This window comes from Polaromonas sp. (assembly GCF_029945925.1).
Taxonomy (GTDB): Bacteria; Pseudomonadota; Gammaproteobacteria; order Burkholderiales; family Burkholderiaceae_C; genus Polaromonas.
Map to the genome: position 1 here is coordinate 1 of NZ_JAQSDN010000057.1, position 16,250 is coordinate 16,250.

The following is a 16,250-nucleotide window of genomic DNA, read 5'->3' on the forward strand; positions in this document are numbered from 1 at the left end:
AGATACAAAGCTTGGGCGATACTATGTTTCGAAACTTACGTGTTGATGTACTAGTGGGCACTGCGCCGGCGGACCGGCAAAGCCGGATCCGCGGCCCTGGCTTGAAGTGAAAACCCCCAACGGTGTCGACTGCTTACGTTGAGCGGCGGCCATAAAAAAAGGACCCGAAGGTCCTTTTTTTAAAGGGCTGGAGAAACTCAGGCCGAAAAGCTGGAACCGCAACCACAGGTGCTGGTGGCGTTGGGGTTCTTGATCACGAACTGGGCGCCTTCGAGGTCGTCCTTGTAGTCAATTTCAGCGCCCACCAGATACTGGTAACTCATGGCGTCGATCAGCAGGGACACGCCATTTTTGGTCATGGTGGTGTCGTCTTCGTTGGTGATTTCGTCGAAGGTGAAGCCGTACTGGAAGCCGGAGCAGCCGCCGCCTTGAACAAACACGCGCAGTTTCAGGTCCGGATTGCCTTCTTCGGCAATCAGGTCCGCCACCTTGGCCGCCGCGCTGTCGGTGAAGACAAAGGGGGCGGGCATGTCGGTCTGGATGTTTTCAGCTACTGCGCTCATGGGGAACTCCGTATTTCAGAAACTTGACAGTTTTAATAGTACAGCAATTCAATCAACCATAAGGCTCACGCTGGCTTAGATTCGGCCGAAGCCGCTGACCGGCGCGTCTTCCCGGGTTTTCTCCACGTTGTTGGCAGCCAGCTTCAGCAGGGGCTTGTCGCTGACTTCATGGTTGGTGGGCCGCAATTGCCCAAAAATGACGGCCCCCTGGTGCATTTCAAGGGCTTTGTAAGCCACATCGCCCTGGATCTTGGCCTTGGGCTGCAACTCGAGCAGTTCCGCCGCGTGCACCGGGCCCATGACGCGGCCGTTGATGATGACGTGGTCGGCATAGATGGCTCCGGTCACACAGGCCGACTCGCTGATCACCAGGATGCTGGGGCTGCCCTCGTTGGCGCGGATGTCACCCATCACCTCGCCGTCGATGCGCAAACCGTCGGTGAACTTCAGGTTGCCTTCTATGCAAGTGCCCTGGGCAATCAGGCTTTTGATCGGGGGCTGCGATTTTTTACCAAACATGGACAAATCCTGTGAGATCCTGGATGTTGAAGCGGGGGTTCAAAGCTTGATGGTCTGGACGGAGCGGATGGCCGTTCCTTCGAGGACCTTGGCGGTTACCGTTTGTACCACGGCCAGGGGGGGCAGGTCGAGCACCCCTTCGATGCGGCGGTACTGCTTGAACTGCAGGAGCTGGGCGCCGCCCGGCAAGCCTGTTGTCCATGGCTTGCCGGCCAGGGTGCCGCTGAACGTCAGTTCCAGCTTGCCGTTGAACACCGGTGCGTCCTTGACCGGCTGGATCACCAGCACCTGCCACTTGACCTGCATGTCGGTCAGGGCTTCGGCCTGCAGGCCGCGGATGGCGGCGTTTTCCGCACCGCCGGCAGGCAGGAGTTTTTCAAAAAAACCGAGATCGTCGCGCAGCAGGCGGTTGTCCGCTTCGAGCTGGCGGATCTGGGCCGCCATTTTTTCCTGCGCAGCCTTCTCGGCAGTCAGCAGGCTGCCCGAAATGTTGGCGATCGACTGCGATTTGTCGCGCTCCGCGCGCAGTGCGGCGACCTCTTCGCGCAGCCTGGTCAGCTCCAGCTTGGCATCCTTGTCCAGCCCCGCGATGCTGACGCCGAGTTCGAAGGTCCACAACGCGATGGCTGCAGAAAACCCGAGCATCACCGCGCCCAGCGCCCAGCGCAGCGGCCAGGGCAAGGACGTGCGAATGGCCATGCGCGGGGAGCTGATGGTCAGGCGGCGGCGAAACAGGCGGAATTTCAAAAGCGACCTTGGGTTGTCTTCCAGGAAGTGAATTGTGCACGCAGATGCAGCCTCCGCTGAGCGCTACCCGGCAGGCAGCGGCAAGGATTTGTGTCGGCCGCCCCGAGTGCCCGCTGCAAACGCCAATGAAAAAAGCCGCCAGGCGCAAACCAGGCGGCTTTTCGGAGACAGCAAAAGCGGTTTAACGCTTGCTGAACTGCTTGCGACGGCGTGCCGAACGGAAGCCGACTTTCTTACGCTCGACTTCACGTGCATCACGCGTGACAAACCCGGCCTGGCTCAGCGCCGGCTTGAGGGTGGTGTCATAGTCGATCAGCGCGCGGGTAATGCCGTGGCGGATCGCACCGGCCTGGCCGGACTCGCCGCCGCCGTGCACGTTGACCATGATGTCGAAGGTTTCGACATGGTTGGTCAGGTACAGGGGCTGCTTGCAGATCATGATCGAGGTTTCGCGACCGAAGAAAGTCTGGATGTCACGGTCGTTGACCGTGATCTTGCCAGTGCCTTTTTTGATGAACACGCGGGCGACGCTTGATTTGCGACGGCCGGTGCCATTGTTCCATTCACCAATCATCTCAAGGCTCCTTAAATTTCCAGCACTTTAGGCTGTTGGGCGGTGTGCGGATGCTCTGCACCACCGTACACCTTGAGTTTTTTGATCATGGCGTAACCGAGCGGGCCCTTGGGCAGCATGCCCTTGACGGCTTTTTCCAGGGCGCGGCCCGGAAACTTGGTTTGCATGTCGCGGAAATTCGTGGCCGAGATACCGCCGGGGTAACCCGAATGGCGATAGTAGATCTTGTCGGTCGACTTGGCGCCGGTGACACGAAGCTGGGCTGCGTTGATGATGACGATGAAGTCACCGGTATCGACGTGAGGCGTATAAATGGCCTTGTGTTTGCCGCGCAAACGGAGAGCAACTTCGCTGGCTACTCGTCCGAGGACCTTGTCGGTCGCGTCAATCACAAACCACTCATGCACCACGTCAGCGGGTTTTGCGCTGAAAGTTGTCATGGTTTACTTTTCAAAAGTTGGTTTGAGCAGCCCTTTTCCACGGTCGGTGTTTCTCTGATGGAAACCTCTTAGGTGGGGTTCAAGCTTCGCCGCGGGGCCAGCCGATCGCTGCGAAGCCTTCCATTATACAAAATCCAGGGCTGCGTGGGCAGCATTGCGGGGCCAGGCCGCCGCAGCGCCCTGTTTCGGGGGGGGGTGAGCTAGAACCCGTCGGCCCGCCGGCTGTTCTGCAGCCGGGCGTTGTTTTCAACACACAGCGGGAGCTTGGCCATCTCCGGCTTCTGGCACTGGCGAAAAATACACATGGGACGGGTCACAAAATTGCTGTCGGCGCACAGGGCGAGCGGGTCCGGCGACTTCGCGCGCTGCGGCACCTCCACCCGTTCCGGCGCCACGGCGGCTACCAGCGGCGGCACCGTCGGGGACGGCGGGTTCGCGGCATCAGCCGGCGCCACTGTCTTTTTTGCAGGGAGACGCTTGGCGGCAGGGGTTGGACGCTGTTCCGGGAGCAAAGGCGCCCTGGCGACAGCCGCGACCTGCTGCACGGGTGCTGCCGGCACCGCCACGGGTTCGGCAAGTGTGGCGGGCGGCGGGCTGGCCACCCGCTGCACGGGCGCAGCAGCGTCTGGAGCCTGCGCGAGCCGGGTCTCGGGCGCGCGGGCGCCCCTTCCCAGCATCAGGCCCAGCAACAGGGCAACAACGGCCACGGCCACCACGCCGGCACCCACACGCCACGAAAGGCCGGACCGGACGGGCGCGGCCACGGCAGTGGCCGGCGCCGAAACAGCCGGCCGCGGGGTGACAACGTCCCGCCGCCGGGGCGCAGCGGCCAAGGGCTGTGTTGGATCATTGCGAGGCGCCGGTGCGGGAGGCTGCGGCGCTGGCGACTCCACCCTGGCCGCCGGCGGTGGGCCGGACAAGCCCGGCGGCGCCCAGATCGGGCCCAGTTCGGCACGCCAGTCGAAACGGGACATGCCATTGGGCGTTTCGAGCGCCATGAGTTGCACCAAGGCCCCCACGCTTTGCGGCCTGTCCCTGGCGTCGATCGCCAGCGCCTGGCTGACCGCCTGCACAAAGGGCTGCGAATACCCGAGGCCAAACTGCTCCTGCACGGTGCGCGCCACACGGGCAAAAGGCGGCAGGCGGTCGCGCACGGCCCGGAAGGTGGCCGGCAGCGGCGGCTTGTTGCAAAGCAGGCCGTGCACCACGGCGGCCAGCGCATACAGGTCGGTCCACGGCCCCTGACGCATGTCGGGCGCGCCGGCGTGCTGCTCCAGCGGCGCGTAACTGAGCTTGAAGGCATCGGTCAGGTCCTGCGTCTTGCCGCCCATGGCATGGCGCGCCGCGCCCAGGTCCAGCAGCACCGGCGGGCCGATGTCCTGCAGGAAGATGTTGTCGGGCGAGACGTCGCGGTGCACCGCGCGTCCCTGGTGCAGGGTCTTGAGCGCGCCCAGCACCGCCCACAGGACCTTGCGCAGCCAGGCCTCGGTCGGCGGGCTGCGCATCTGGCTGCGCGCCGCCTGCAGCGTGATGCCGCGGTAGAGGGGCATCACCATGTAGGCCGTCCGGTGCGCTTCCCAGTAACGGAAAACCTTGACCAGCGAGGGATGGTCGAATTGGGCCAGCAGCTGCGCCTCGACCACAAACGACTGCAGCCCGGCCTGAAAGGCCGCCTGGTCGGCCGGGTCGCGAACCACCACCGCGCCATCCGGGCCGCGACAGGCCAGCGTGGCCGGCATGAACTCCTTGATGGCCACCGGCCGCTGCAGCGAGTGGTCAAAGGCCTGGTAAACCATGCCAAAACCACCGGCCCCCAGCAAGCCCAGCACTTCAAACTCGGCCAGTCGCGTGCCCACCGGCAAGGCATCCACATGCGTGATCAGTGACACAGGGGTCGGGCTGGGCGAGGCTGTCATGAAGGGACTGTGGCAACAGGGGAGCTGCAGGTGGCAACGTGGGGCTGTCATTAGGCATGGCTGCCCAGCCGCCGTCAAGGCGCCCGGGCGGCCAGAATGCTGCGTCCGTCGGTATTGTGTTGCAGATTGCAAGCTTGCGGCCCGATGAACCGGGGCAGCAAAAAAAGCGCCTGTCGGGCGGCGCCCGTTAACATAGCGACATGTTCAGTTATCGCCACGCCTTCCATGCCGGCAACCATGCCGATGTGCTCAAGCACACCACGCTGATTGCGTTGATGAAGTATTTGACCCAGAAAGACACGGCGCTGACCGTGATCGACACGCACGCCGGCGCCGGTTTGTACCGCCTCGACGGCGACTACACCGAAACCAGCGGCGAAGCGCAGGAAGGCATCTTCCGCCTGGTTTCTGCATCAAAAACACCCGCAGCCCTTTCTGCATCAGCGCCAGCAGCTACCAAAAAGGTAGCACCCCCCAAAACCCCGGGCGCAGCGAAAGCAGCGGCCGACGAGCCCCTGGCCCCTGCGCTGCAGGACTATGTCGACCTGCTCCGCAGCCTGAACCCGCAGTTCGCCGCCAGCGGCGACCCGGCGCAGCTGAAGATTTACCCCGGCTCGCCCTTCATCGAACAGCAGTTCCTCAGCGGCCGCGACAAGCTCAAGCTGTTTGAACTGCACCCGACCGATTTCAAGTCGCTGACCGGCAACATCGCGCAACTGGGCGTGGGCCGCCAGGTCACGGTGGCGTGCGAGGACGGCTTTGAGGTGCTGAAGACCTTTTTGCCGCCGCCGGCGCGCCGCGCCATGGTGCTGTGCGACCCGAGCTACGAGATCAAGAGCGATTACGCCCGCGTCGCCGCCTGCATGGGCGATGCCGTCAAGCGTTTTGCCACCGGCACCTACGTGGTCTGGTACCCCATCATTCCGCGCCCCGAGGCCCATGACCTGCCGCGCAAGCTCAAGACGCTGGCGACCAAGGCGGGCCGCAGCTGGCTCAACGCCACCCTCACGGTCAAGTCCAGCAAGCTCACCACCGACGAGGCCGGCGACGTCAAACGCCCGGGCCTGCCGGCCAGCGGCATGTTTGTGATCAATCCGCCGCACACGCTCAAGGCCGACCTGCAGGCGGCCCTGCCGCAGCTGGTGGCGCGCCTGGGACAGGACCGCAACGCCGGCTTCACGCTGGACCACGGCGGCTGACCGGACACTGCCGCCGGCAAAGGGTCTGCCCATGCATGTGATCCTGGTGGTCGAGGACGACGACGCCATTCGCAGCAACATCGCCCGCCTGCTCACGCTGGAGGGGTTCGAGGCGGTCTCGGCCGCCGATGGTCAGGCCGGCCTCGCACACGCCAGGGCCCGCACGCCGGACCTGATCATTTCGGACGTCAACATGCCCGGCATGGACGGCTTTGAGCTGCTGGCTGCGGTGCGGGCCGACCCGGCGCTGGCAACCACCCCGTTCATGCTGCTGACCGCGCTGGACGACCGCGGCAGCATGCGCCGCGGCATGACCGGTGGCGCCGACGACTACCTGTCCAAGCCTTTCACGCGCACCGAGCTACTCGAAGCCGTCGACGCGCAGCTGCGCAAAAAAAACCTCGTCGACACACGCATTGCGTCCAGCCTGGCGGCACTCGAGGCGCGCCTGCGCACGGCGTTCGGCAGCGACATTGGCGGCGGCCGGCCTGAAGCCTTTCCGGTGGACATGCCGGCGGACAGCGAAGACGGGCAGGCACTCGACGCCACGGTGCTGGTGTCGACGATTCGCCACTTCACCTCGCTGGCCGAAAAACTCGAGGCCAGTGAGGTCTCGCAATTGCTGACCGGCTACTTCGAGCGCAGTTGCCAGCCGGTGCTCAAGAACGGCGGGCGGCACCTCAAGTTCGTCGGCGACGGCCTGATGGCGGTGTTTGCCGACACGCTCAGCGAGTCGCCGCTGTCGGCGCAGCGTCGCGCCGTTTCCGCGGCGCTGGCGATGGCGCTCGCGGCCCACGAGTTCCGGGACTGGCTGGCGCAGCGTTTCCCGGACCGCGGCCTGCCGCCGTTTGCCATCGGCATCGGGCTGCACAGCGGCGAGACCACGCTGTGCCGCATGGGCCCGCCGGGCAGCCATGAACTGATGCCGGTGGGCACTACCGTCAGCCTCGCCGCGCGTCTGGAGGCGGTCACCCGCGAGCGCGGCTGGACCGTGCTGGCCAGCCGCGCCGTACTGGCCGGTGCCGGCCCCGGCATCCAGACCGGCGCGCAGGAGACACTGACCGTCCCCGGCAAGAACCTCACGCTGGACGTGGTGGAAATCACCGGACTGGTGACCGGGATGGACGACAAGGTCCACGGCATGGCCAGCCTGACCGAGCGTGCCGACGAAATCAGCGCGGCGGTCAGAACCAACTCCGGGATCACCGCGCGGGCCGTCAAGGATGCCCTGCAGGCCAAGCTGGCCGCGCTGAAAGAGCAGCGCTTTGAGCCCGACACCGAACCCGTGCGCCTGAAGGGCTACCGCCTCACCCGGAAAATCGGCGCCGGCGGCATGACCGAGGTTTACCTGGCCGAACGCGAGGCCGACGGCCTGCCCATCGTGCTCAAGGTGCTGGATTTGCGCGGCAAGGAAGCGTCGGAGCACCTGGTGCGCTTCATCCAGGAGTACGCCCTGCTGAGCCAGATCAACCATCCGAACGTGATCCGCATCCACGACCAGGGCTTCAGCGACGAACACGCCTACATCGCGATGGAGTATTTCGAGCGCGGGGACCTGCGCGGCCTGTTCGGCCCCGGCATGACCCGCGAGCAGGCACTCGAGGTGGTGCAACAGATGGCGCTGGCCCTGGCGGCGATCCACAGCCACGGCATCGTGCACCGCGACATCAAACCCGAAAACGTGATGCTGCGCCACGACGGCTCGGTGGCGCTGGCTGATTTCGGCATCGCCAAATCCATGCTGCAGGCCGAAAGCCTGGGCCTGACGCAGACCCGGCACGGCGATGTGGTCGGCACGCCCTATTACATGAGCCCCGAGCAGGTCAGTGGCAAAACCGTGACGGCCCGCTCCGACCTCTACAGCCTGGGCGTCATGCTGTTCGAGATGCTGGCCGGACGGCGCCCTTTCATCGCGGAATCGCTGGAACTGCTGCTGGCCAGGCACCTGCATGCGGACACGCCGGTGTTGCCCGCGGCGCACGCCGCTCTGCAGCCCATCGTCAACAAATTGATGGCGAAAAACCCCGACGACCGTTATGCATCGGCCGACGCCCTGCTGGCGGACCTCGCACGGGTGAGCTGAAAGCCCCCTGCGGCGGAGTCAACCATTAACCGACCGATCGGTCGGTTAATTCGCTATACTTCGGCTTACCCCCGCCCTGCAGACCGGGTGACAGGAGACAAGACATGTACACACAATCACTCGACGTGCCCGATACGTCGGCCCCGGCCTTGGCTTCCGTCCCGGCGGCCCCCGACGCCTTGCAGACCCGCTTCGACGAAAAAATCGACGCCGACCAGAAGATTGAGCCGCAGGACTGGATGCCCGAGGCCTACCGCCGCACCCTGGTGCGCCAGATCAGCCAGCACGCGCACAGCGAGATCATCGGCATGCAGCCCGAGGGCAACTGGATTTCGCGCGCACCCTCGCTCAAGCGCAAGGCGATCTTGCTGGCCAAGGTGCAGGACGAAGGCGGCCACGGCCTCTACCTGTATTCCGCCGCCGAAACCTTGGGCGTGGGCCGCGACAGCCTGCTCGACGCGCTGCACAGCGGCAAGGCCAAGTACAGCTCCATCTTCAACTACCCGACGCTGCAGTGGGCCGATGTCGGCGTGATCGGCTGGCTGGTTGACGGCGCGGCCATCATGAACCAGGTGCCGATCTGCCGCTGCTCCTACGGGCCGTATGCGCGCGCCATGATCCGCATCTGCAAGGAAGAAAGTTTTCACCAGCGCCAGGGCTTCGAAAGCCTGATGGTGCAGATGCGGGGCACCCCAGAGCAACGCGCCATGGTGCAGGACGCGGTGAACCGCTGGTGGTGGCCGGTGCTGGCCATGTTCGGCCCGCCCGATGCGGCCAGCACCAACACCGCGCAAGGCATGCGCTGGGGCATCAAGCGCATTTCCAACGACGACCTGCGCCAGAAGTTTGTCGACGCCACGGTGCCGCAGGCCGCGGTGCTGGGCGTGACCTTGCCCGACCCCGACCTGAAGTGGAACGAGGAGCGCCAGCAGCACAACTACGGCGCCATCGACTGGGACGAGTTCTGGGCCGTGGTCAACGGCAATGGCCCCTGCAACAAGGAGCGCCTGGCCAACCGCGTCAAGGCGCATGAAGACGGCCAGTGGGTGCGCGATGCAGCGCAGGCCCATGCAGCCAAACAGAAAGCCCGCCAGATGAAGGAAGCAGCATGAGTAAGAGCCCTCACCCCACCCCTCTGCCAGAGGGAGAGGGAGTCGTACAGCGCGAGTGGCCCCTCTGGGAAGTGTTCGTCAGGTCCAAGCAGGGGCTGGAGCACAAACACTGCGGCAGCCTGCACGCCGCCGATGCGCAGCAGGCGCTGCAGATGGCGCGCGACGTTTACACACGGCGCCAGGAGGGCGTGAGCATCTGGGTCGTGCCATCCAACACCATCACCGCCAGCGAGCCTGACGACAAGGCCGCGTTTTTCGAACCCATGGCCGACAAGATTTACCGGCACCCGACCTTTTACGAGATCCCTGACGAAGTGGGCCACATGTGAATACCGTTGAAGCCCCCGCTAGAACAGCCCCACTGGGCTACCTGCTGCACCTGGCCGACAACGCGCTGGTGCTCGGCCAGCGCAACGCCGAGTGGTGCGGCAACGGCCCGGTGCTGGAAGAAGACATCGCGCTGGCGAACATGAGCCTGGACCTGATCGGCCAGGCGCGTTTGTTGTACCAGCATGCCGCTGTGGTGGCTGGTGACGGCGCCACCGAAGATTCGCTGGCCTATTTCCGCGATGCCACCGACTTCCGCAACTACACCCTGCTGGAACTGCCGCATGCGTCCAGCACCTCGGAGCGCGACTACGCCACCACCATCGTCCGCAATTTTCTCTACAGCGCACTGATGCTGTTGCAGTGGGAAGCGCTGCAGGCATCGAAAGACGCGCAGCTCGCCGCCATTGCCGGCAAATCGTTCAAGGAAGTGTCTTACCACTTTCGCCACTCGCGCGACTGGCTGGTGCGCCTGGGCGACGGCACGACCGAATCGCAGGCCCGCACTCAGGCCGCCCTGAACCGTTTAATGCCCTACACCGCTGAATTCTGGGCACCAGGCGCTATCGAAAAAGAAGCCTCGACAGAGGAGCTGATGACAAGCACCGCGCCTTTGCGGGGCCGCTGGGACGAACTGGTCAACGACGCCCTGCAGGAAGCCGGGCTGCAGCGGCCGGCTCCCGGCACCGGTTTACCGCAGGGCAAAAACGCACAGCACAGCGAACACCTGGCACCGCTGCTGGCCGAGATGCAAAGCCTGGCGCGCGCTCACCCGAACGCTCTATGGTGAACACCCTGCAGCAGGTCTGGGACGTGCTCGAAGCCGTGCCCGACCCGGAGATTCCGGTGGTGTCCATCCGTGAGCTGGGCATTTTGCGCGACGTGCGCCATGTCAAGGACGGCGTGGAAGTCATCATCACGCCGACCTACAGCGGCTGCCCGGCCATGGGCCAGATCGAGGACGACATTCGCGCCGCGCTGGCGCAGCACCAGCTTAGCGCGCGCATCACCACCCAGCTGGCACCTGCCTGGACCACCGACTGGATGAGCGCGGCCGCCAAGGCCAAACTGCGCAGCTACGGCATTGCGCCGCCGCACACCACCACGCCCGGCAGCGACAAGGTCATCCGCTTTGCGCGCCGGCACCAGGCGGCTGAGGCTGTGGCCTGTCCGCAGTGCGGCTCGGCCAACACGACCGAGACCTCGCACTTCGGCTCCACCGCCTGCAAGGCGCTGTACAAGTGCCTGGACTGCCTGGAGCCCTTCGACTACTTCAAAAGTTATTGATGCCCCCACGTTCGCTCACTCCGTGTAGCTCTCTGCCCCCCGAGGGGGCGCTGCGCCTGCGGCCCGGCAAAGCCGGTTCCGCGGCCCCGGCTGGTCAAGAAAACACCTGCAACTGACTTCACATGTCCTACTTCCATTCACTCACCATTTCACGCGTCACGCCCGAAGCGGCCGGGGCCGTGGCCGTCAGCTTTGCGATTCCGGCAGAGCTGCGGGAACTTTACCGCTTCACCCCGGGCCAGTTCCTCACGCTCAAGGCCACGATAGACGGTGAGCCGGTACGGCGCAGCTACTCCATCTGCAGCAGCACGCAGCGCCTGGCCGCGGAACACGACATCGAAGTCGGCATCAAGCCGGTCGAAGGCGGGGTCTTCTCCAACTGGGCCACGCAGTTGCAGCCCGGCGACACCCTGGACGTGATGCCGCCGGACGGCCGCTTCACGCCGCGCCTGAGCGGTGCGGTGCACCGCGTCGGCTGGGCCGCCGGCTCGGGCATCACACCGCTGCTGTCCATCATCGCCAGCACGCTGGCCGGCGAGCCGCAGGCCACCTTCACGCTGGTGTACTGCAACCAGCGCACCGGCAGCATCCTGTTCAATGAAGCGCTGCAGGACCTCAAGGACCGTTATCCGTCCCGTTTGAGCCTGGTCCACCTGCTCTCGCGCCAGTCGCAGGATGTGCCGCTGTTCAACGGCCGGCTCGACGCGGCCAAGGTCAGCGAACTGCTGGCCACGCTGATCCCGCCGGACAGCATCGACGAAACCTTTGTCTGCGGGCCGGAAGCCATGATCGAAGGCTGCCTGCAGGCCCTGCTGGCGGCCGGCGTGCCCAGGGAACGCATCCACGCCGAACGTTTCACCAGCGCAGCGCAGCCCGCCAACGCTATGAAATCAGGAGCTGCCGGCGCAGAAGGGACGGGCGCTGGAGGCCAAAAAGGCTTGAAAAATAGCGAAATCATCGGAACCATAGGCGCCATCCGCCTGTCGGTGCAGCTCGACGGCAAGGCACACGAGTTGCGCATGCACGCGCATGAACGTGTGCTGGACGTGGCCCTGGCCGCCGGCCTGGACCTGCCCTACAGCTGCAAGGGCGGCGTCTGCTGCACCTGCCGTGCCAGGGTGCTCGAGGGCCAGGTCGCCATGGAAAAAAACTTCACGCTGGAAGACTGGGAAGTGCAAAAAGGCTTTGTGCTGAGTTGCCAGGCGCGGCCCCTGAGCGACAGCGTGCGTATCAGCTACGATGAAAGGTAGACCGACAGCCCCCACGCTTTTCACTTCGTGTAATGCGCTGCCCCCCGAGGGGGCGCTGCGCCTGCGGCCCGGCGAAGCCGGTTCCGCGGCCCCTGCTTGAAGGGGAAGTGCCCCCTGCCGCGGGGCGGGCTCAGTGGGTTCTTGAATTCCAGACGTGGAGTTCGAAAAAAGCATCGGTCGCGGCAATTTTCATCTGGCTGAACACCGAACGGGTCGCCTCTTCGGTGGCTTTTTCCCAGCGGGCAATCGCCTGCAGCTCCTCGGGAGCGCTCGCGTCGGACGGATTTTCAGCGCGCAGGGAGCGGGCAGCCATCCATTCGCAATAGGCGCCCCGCACGGCCGACCCGCCGCCGAAAGTTCGCTCCAGCATTTCAAGGAACTTTGCTTCCGCCGCCTGCCGCTGCGCGTCCGACAAGCCGGCGGCCGCTAGGAGTGATGCCTGGTATTTGCTTTGCGTTCTCATGGGAGGAAGGATGGTAGGAAGTTAGGCGGTGGCAACCCGCTGCCGATTTTACCTACTCCCTGAATCCAGGGCTCTTCAATATTTCAGCGCCGTGCTTTTTCCCCAGAACACGCGGTAGGCAAACACCGTGTAACCGATGATCATGGGCAGCACGACCAGCGCGCCCACCAGGATGACACCCATCGCTTCGGGCGCCGTGGCCGCCTGCCAGATCGTGATCCGGTCGATGACCAGCCACGGAAACAGGCTGTAGGCCAGGCCGTAAAACGCCAGCAGGAACACGCCCACCGTCGCACCGAAGGGCACCCAGGCACCGTATTCATTGCCCTGGCCCAGGCGCACCGGCAACCGCTGCAGGCTGCGGAAAATGATGGCGAACAGCACGGCGGTGGCCGCCGGAATCGGCAGCAGCAGCACAATGTTCGGGAAGGAAAACCACTTTTCGAAAATACGCTGGCTGACCAGCGGCGTGGCGATCGAGATGGCGGCAACACCGGCCATGGTGAACAGCAGGCTGCCACGCGCCCAGCGCACCGCCTGCAGTTGCAGCGCGCCTTCGGACTTGATGATGAGCCAGCCGGCGCCCAGCAGGCAGTAGGCGGCCACCAGTGCCAGCCCGATCACGGCGTTGAACGCCATGGTCCACCAGGTGTCGGCAAAACCCGTGATCAGCGAGCCCAGCATGTAGCCTTGGCTCCAGCTGGCCAGCAGCGAGCCGGTGTAGAACAGGCGGTTCCACAGCGGCTTGTGTGCCGCTCGCGCCTTCACGCGGAAGTCAAAGGCCACACCGCGCAGCGTCAGCCCGATCAGCATGAAGGCCACCGGCAGATACAGCGCCCCCAGGATCACGCCATGCGCCATCGGGAACACGGTGAGCAGAATGCCGACGCCCAGCACCAGCCAGGTTTCATTGGCATCCCAGAAGGGGCCGATGCTGGCAATCATGGTGTCCTTGTCGTCGTCGCTGGCGCGGCGCATCAACACGCCCACACCCAGGTCGTAACCGTCGAGAATCACGTAGGCCAGCATCGCCAGGCCCATGACCGCCAGGAAAACAATCGGCATCCAGCCAGCGGCCTGGGTCAGGTCGGGCGCAAGGTCAAGCATGGGGAGCTCCTTCCTGTTCCGGGTAGGTCACGGGATTGGGTGTGTCTTCCAGGCCGGTGCCAAACGGCTTGTCCGCATGTTTCCTGTGGCGCGCCAGGTAAAACACCACCGAGATGTAGGCCACGATCAGCGCCGCATACAGCGTGAGGTAGAGGGACAGCGTGAGGGCTATGCGCGGCGCGGGCACGCTGGATGCCGCCTCGGCCGCCGTCAGCACACCGGTCACCAGCCAGGGCTGCCGGCCGATCTCGGTGACATACCAGCCGGCGATCAGCGCCACCCAGCCGGCAAAGGTCATGGCCACCAGCAGCTTCGCATGCCAGGGCCTCAGGTTGCGTTCCGGACCCTTCTTCCACGGTGCAAGCTGCCACGTGCTGGCCCAGCTGACCAGCAGCATCAGCACGCCCATGCCCACCATGATGCGAAAAGCCCAGAACACCGGCGCCACCGGCGGGTGTTTGCCTTCGAACTGGTCCAGGCCCTTGATTTCGCCATCAAGCGAATGGGTCAGGTACAGCGAGGCCAGTTTCGGGATGGCGATTTCGTAGCGGTTCTCCTTGGCCTTGGCGTCGGGCAGGGCAAACAGAATGGCGGGCGCGCCTTTCTGGGTTTTCCAGATTCCTTCCATGGCCGCCAGCTTGGCTGGCTGGTGTTCCAGCGTGTTCAGCCCGTGGAAGTCGCCGGCGACGATCTGCAGCGGAATCAGGAAGGCGGCCAGGTAGACGCCGGTTTTCAGGCTGGCCATGACCTCGGCGCCGCGGTCATTGCGCAGCCAGCGGTAGGCGGAGATGCCGGCCACCAGAAACGCCACCGTCAGGCCGGAGGCCAGCAGCATGTGCACCAGGCGGTAGGGAAACGAGGGGTTGAAGATCACCTCGAACCAGCTGGTCACATGGGCCTGGCCGTTGATCATTTCAAAGCCGGTCGGGGTCTGCATCCAGGAGTTGAGCGCCAGGATCCAGAAAGCCGACAGTGTGGTGCCGCCGGCCACCAGCAGCGTGGCCACGGTGTGCAGGGTTTCGCTCACGCGCTCGCGGCCGAACAACATCACGCCCAGCATGGTCGCCTCGAGAAAGAAGGCCGTCAGCACTTCATAAGCCAGCAGCGGCCCGGCGATGTTGCCGACCTTTTCCATGTAGCCCGGCCAGTTGGTGCCGAACTGGAAACTCATGGTGATGCCGCTGACCACACCCAGCGCAAAGGTCAGTGCAAAAATCTTGACCCAGAACTGGTAGGCATCCATCCAGTGCTGCTGGCCGGTCTTGACGAAACGCAGCTTGAAAAACAGCAGCACCCAAGCCAGCGAAATGCTGATCGTCGGAAACAGGATGTGAAAAGTGATGTTGGCCGCAAACTGAATGCGCGCCAGCAGGAATGCGTCGAGTCCGTCCATCATCAGCTCCGGTTGTTTTCGTCGGGAACAGCCGCCGGCGGCGCCGCCAGCTTGGACGCAGCGGCGCGACCTGTCAAGCCGGCCTTCACTGTGCTGGTCACCTTGTCCTTGACCTCCAGCAACTTCTGCACCTTGGCGCCCATCTTCATCAGGCTGACCAGCGTGGCTGAATCCATTTTCTGCACGTCGGCCAGCCAGCCGGTCATGAGTTCGATCAGGTCGTGCATCTGCCTCATGCGCGCCTGGGCGTGGATGTCATCGTGACCCGAAGGCTGCTCCATCAGCGCGTCGCGCAGCATGGACAGCGTGGGGTCGATCTCGCGCTTGCGTCGCTCCTCGGCCAGCGTGCGGAAAATGGCCCACACGTCTTCCGGTGCCTGGAAATACTCGCGCCTGTCGTTGGGCAGGTGCTGCAGCCGCACCAGGTTCCACGACTGCAGCTCCTTGAGCCCCATGCTGACGTTGGAGCGCGAAAACGCGAGCGCCTCGCCAATGTCGTCGGCATTGAGCGCCCGCGGCGAGACATACAGCAGCGCATAAATCTGCCCCACGGTGCGGTTGATGCCCCAGCGGCTGCCCATTTCGCCGAAGTGCAGGACAAAACGCTGGGTCAGGGGGGCGAGGTTCATGGCAGTCCGGGTTTACTGAATTTTCAGGAATTACTGAAATTATAGGAATTCAATGACGCAGATCAGAAATGCAAGGTTTTTTGCCATTGCGATCCAGAGGGTTTTGCGGACGGGCCAAAAAAAGGAAACCGTCCAAATGGGGGATGCGCGATGCGCATAACAGCGCCTAAACTCGCGGCTGCGGGGTTTGGCGCCTTTTTATTTAGCTGAGGGGTGGCAGCGAATATGGAATATTCATTCAAGAACAATGACTTGCGCGTATCTGGTCGGTCCAGAATATCGAGTACTGGCCAGTTTATCGAGCTAACCTTGCTATGTACATTAAGTTATGCCCCGCAGGAAAACACATGACTCCTGAGCAGCACCAAGAAGCCAAGAAAGCGCTCGCTGAGATTGAGGCTGAACTCAACGCCGGCGATCTGACACCTGAGCAGCGCGCGATTCTTGAAACGCACCGCACGAAACTCTCGGGCGTTCTGCTTAACCCGTGGCTCCCGTTCAGTTGGTGGCGCCGGGCGGTCATGGTCGTTCTCCTGCTCTTGGGCATGCTTTGGCCGCTGGGCGGAAGTCCCGTTTGGTTAGTCGCATGAGCCTGTCAGAAATTTTGTGTGTGAGGCATAACATGTCACGAAGGAACATGA

Annotated in this window: 18 protein-coding genes; 8 read left to right on the plus strand and 10 right to left on the minus strand. The window is 64.0% G+C overall.

Going from position 1 to position 16,250, the window contains the following annotated elements:
* Positions 1–197 precede the first annotated feature (197 nt).
* From erpA to PSV40_RS19430, 6 genes are all read right to left on the minus strand, one after another.
* Positions 198–563, minus strand: a complete 366-nt coding sequence (gene erpA, locus PSV40_RS19405) for an iron-sulfur cluster insertion protein ErpA (RefSeq protein ID WP_300540974.1) — start codon at positions 561–563, stop codon at positions 198–200.
* Positions 564–638: 75 nt separating this feature from the next.
* On the minus strand, positions 639–1,082 hold the full coding sequence (locus PSV40_RS19410; RefSeq protein ID WP_300540976.1) for a polymer-forming cytoskeletal protein: 444 nt from the start codon (positions 1,080–1,082) through the stop codon (positions 639–641).
* 39 nt (positions 1,083–1,121) lie between these two features.
* Positions 1,122–1,829 (minus strand): DUF6776 family protein, encoded by a 708-nt coding sequence (locus PSV40_RS19415; RefSeq protein ID WP_300540978.1) that lies wholly within the window; start codon positions 1,827–1,829, stop codon positions 1,122–1,124.
* 181 nt (positions 1,830–2,010) lie between these two features.
* Positions 2,011–2,403, minus strand: a complete 393-nt coding sequence (gene rpsI / locus PSV40_RS19420; protein ID WP_096667344.1) for a 30S ribosomal protein S9 — start codon at positions 2,401–2,403, stop codon at positions 2,011–2,013.
* 11 nt (positions 2,404–2,414) lie between these two features.
* Positions 2,415–2,843, minus strand: a complete 429-nt coding sequence (gene rplM, locus PSV40_RS19425) for a 50S ribosomal protein L13 (protein ID WP_077593211.1) — start codon at positions 2,841–2,843, stop codon at positions 2,415–2,417.
* A gap of 200 nt (positions 2,844–3,043) precedes the next feature.
* Positions 3,044–4,759, minus strand: coding sequence for a protein kinase (locus tag PSV40_RS19430; protein ID WP_300540981.1), 1,716 nt, complete (start codon positions 4,757–4,759; stop codon positions 3,044–3,046).
* A gap of 200 nt (positions 4,760–4,959) precedes the next feature.
* Between PSV40_RS19430 and rlmJ the strand changes: the two genes are divergently transcribed.
* From rlmJ to paaE, 7 genes are all read left to right on the plus strand, one after another.
* Entirely contained in the window at positions 4,960–5,958 is a 999-nt protein-coding gene (gene rlmJ / locus PSV40_RS19435) for a 23S rRNA (adenine(2030)-N(6))-methyltransferase RlmJ (protein WP_300540983.1), read from the plus strand.
* 31 nt (positions 5,959–5,989) lie between these two features.
* Positions 5,990–8,041, plus strand: a complete 2,052-nt coding sequence (locus PSV40_RS19440) for a protein kinase (protein WP_300540985.1) — start codon at positions 5,990–5,992, stop codon at positions 8,039–8,041.
* A 104-nt stretch (positions 8,042–8,145) separates the two neighbouring features.
* The gene (paaA, locus tag PSV40_RS19445; RefSeq protein WP_300540987.1) at positions 8,146–9,153 is read left to right on the plus strand and encodes a 1,2-phenylacetyl-CoA epoxidase subunit PaaA; all 1,008 of its coding nucleotides are present in this window, start codon (positions 8,146–8,148) and stop codon (positions 9,151–9,153) included.
* Complete coding sequence (gene paaB, locus PSV40_RS19450) at positions 9,150–9,482, plus strand: 1,2-phenylacetyl-CoA epoxidase subunit PaaB (RefSeq protein ID WP_300540989.1); 333 nt, start codon at positions 9,150–9,152, stop codon at positions 9,480–9,482. Before paaA ends, paaB begins: the two co-directional genes overlap by 4 nt.
* On the plus strand, positions 9,479–10,270 hold the full coding sequence (gene paaC, locus PSV40_RS19455) for a 1,2-phenylacetyl-CoA epoxidase subunit PaaC (RefSeq protein ID WP_300540991.1): 792 nt from the start codon (positions 9,479–9,481) through the stop codon (positions 10,268–10,270). The genes paaB and paaC overlap by 4 nt, the downstream gene beginning before the upstream one ends.
* Positions 10,264–10,767, plus strand: coding sequence for a 1,2-phenylacetyl-CoA epoxidase subunit PaaD (paaD, locus tag PSV40_RS19460; RefSeq protein ID WP_300540993.1), 504 nt, complete (start codon positions 10,264–10,266; stop codon positions 10,765–10,767). The genes paaC and paaD overlap by 7 nt, the downstream gene beginning before the upstream one ends.
* A gap of 122 nt (positions 10,768–10,889) precedes the next feature.
* A complete protein-coding gene (paaE, locus tag PSV40_RS19465; protein WP_300540995.1) occupies positions 10,890–12,017 on the plus strand; it encodes a 1,2-phenylacetyl-CoA epoxidase subunit PaaE in 1,128 nt (375 codons plus the stop codon).
* Positions 12,018–12,147: 130 nt separating this feature from the next.
* Here paaE and PSV40_RS19470 read toward each other — a convergent pair whose 3' ends face one another.
* The 4 genes from PSV40_RS19470 to PSV40_RS19485 all read right to left on the minus strand — a co-directional run bounded on the left by PSV40_RS19470 (position 12,148) and on the right by PSV40_RS19485 (position 15,609).
* Positions 12,148–12,480, minus strand: coding sequence for a hypothetical protein (locus PSV40_RS19470; RefSeq protein WP_300540997.1), 333 nt, complete (start codon positions 12,478–12,480; stop codon positions 12,148–12,150).
* A 75-nt stretch (positions 12,481–12,555) separates the two neighbouring features.
* A complete protein-coding gene (locus PSV40_RS19475; RefSeq protein ID WP_300540999.1) occupies positions 12,556–13,587 on the minus strand; it encodes a cytochrome d ubiquinol oxidase subunit II in 1,032 nt (343 codons plus the stop codon).
* Positions 13,580–14,983 (minus strand): cytochrome ubiquinol oxidase subunit I, encoded by a 1,404-nt coding sequence (locus tag PSV40_RS19480; protein ID WP_300541000.1) that lies wholly within the window; start codon positions 14,981–14,983, stop codon positions 13,580–13,582. Before PSV40_RS19480 ends, PSV40_RS19475 begins: the two co-directional genes overlap by 8 nt.
* Positions 14,983–15,609: a GbsR/MarR family transcriptional regulator gene (locus PSV40_RS19485; RefSeq protein WP_300541002.1), complete on the minus strand. Its 627-nt coding sequence runs from the start codon at positions 15,607–15,609 to the stop codon at positions 14,983–14,985. Before PSV40_RS19485 ends, PSV40_RS19480 begins: the two co-directional genes overlap by 1 nt.
* Before the next feature lie 347 nt (positions 15,610–15,956).
* Between PSV40_RS19485 and PSV40_RS19490 the strand changes: the two genes are divergently transcribed.
* Entirely contained in the window at positions 15,957–16,199 is a 243-nt protein-coding gene (locus PSV40_RS19490; RefSeq protein WP_300541004.1) for a hypothetical protein, read from the plus strand.
* Positions 16,200–16,250: the final 51 nt, after the last annotated feature.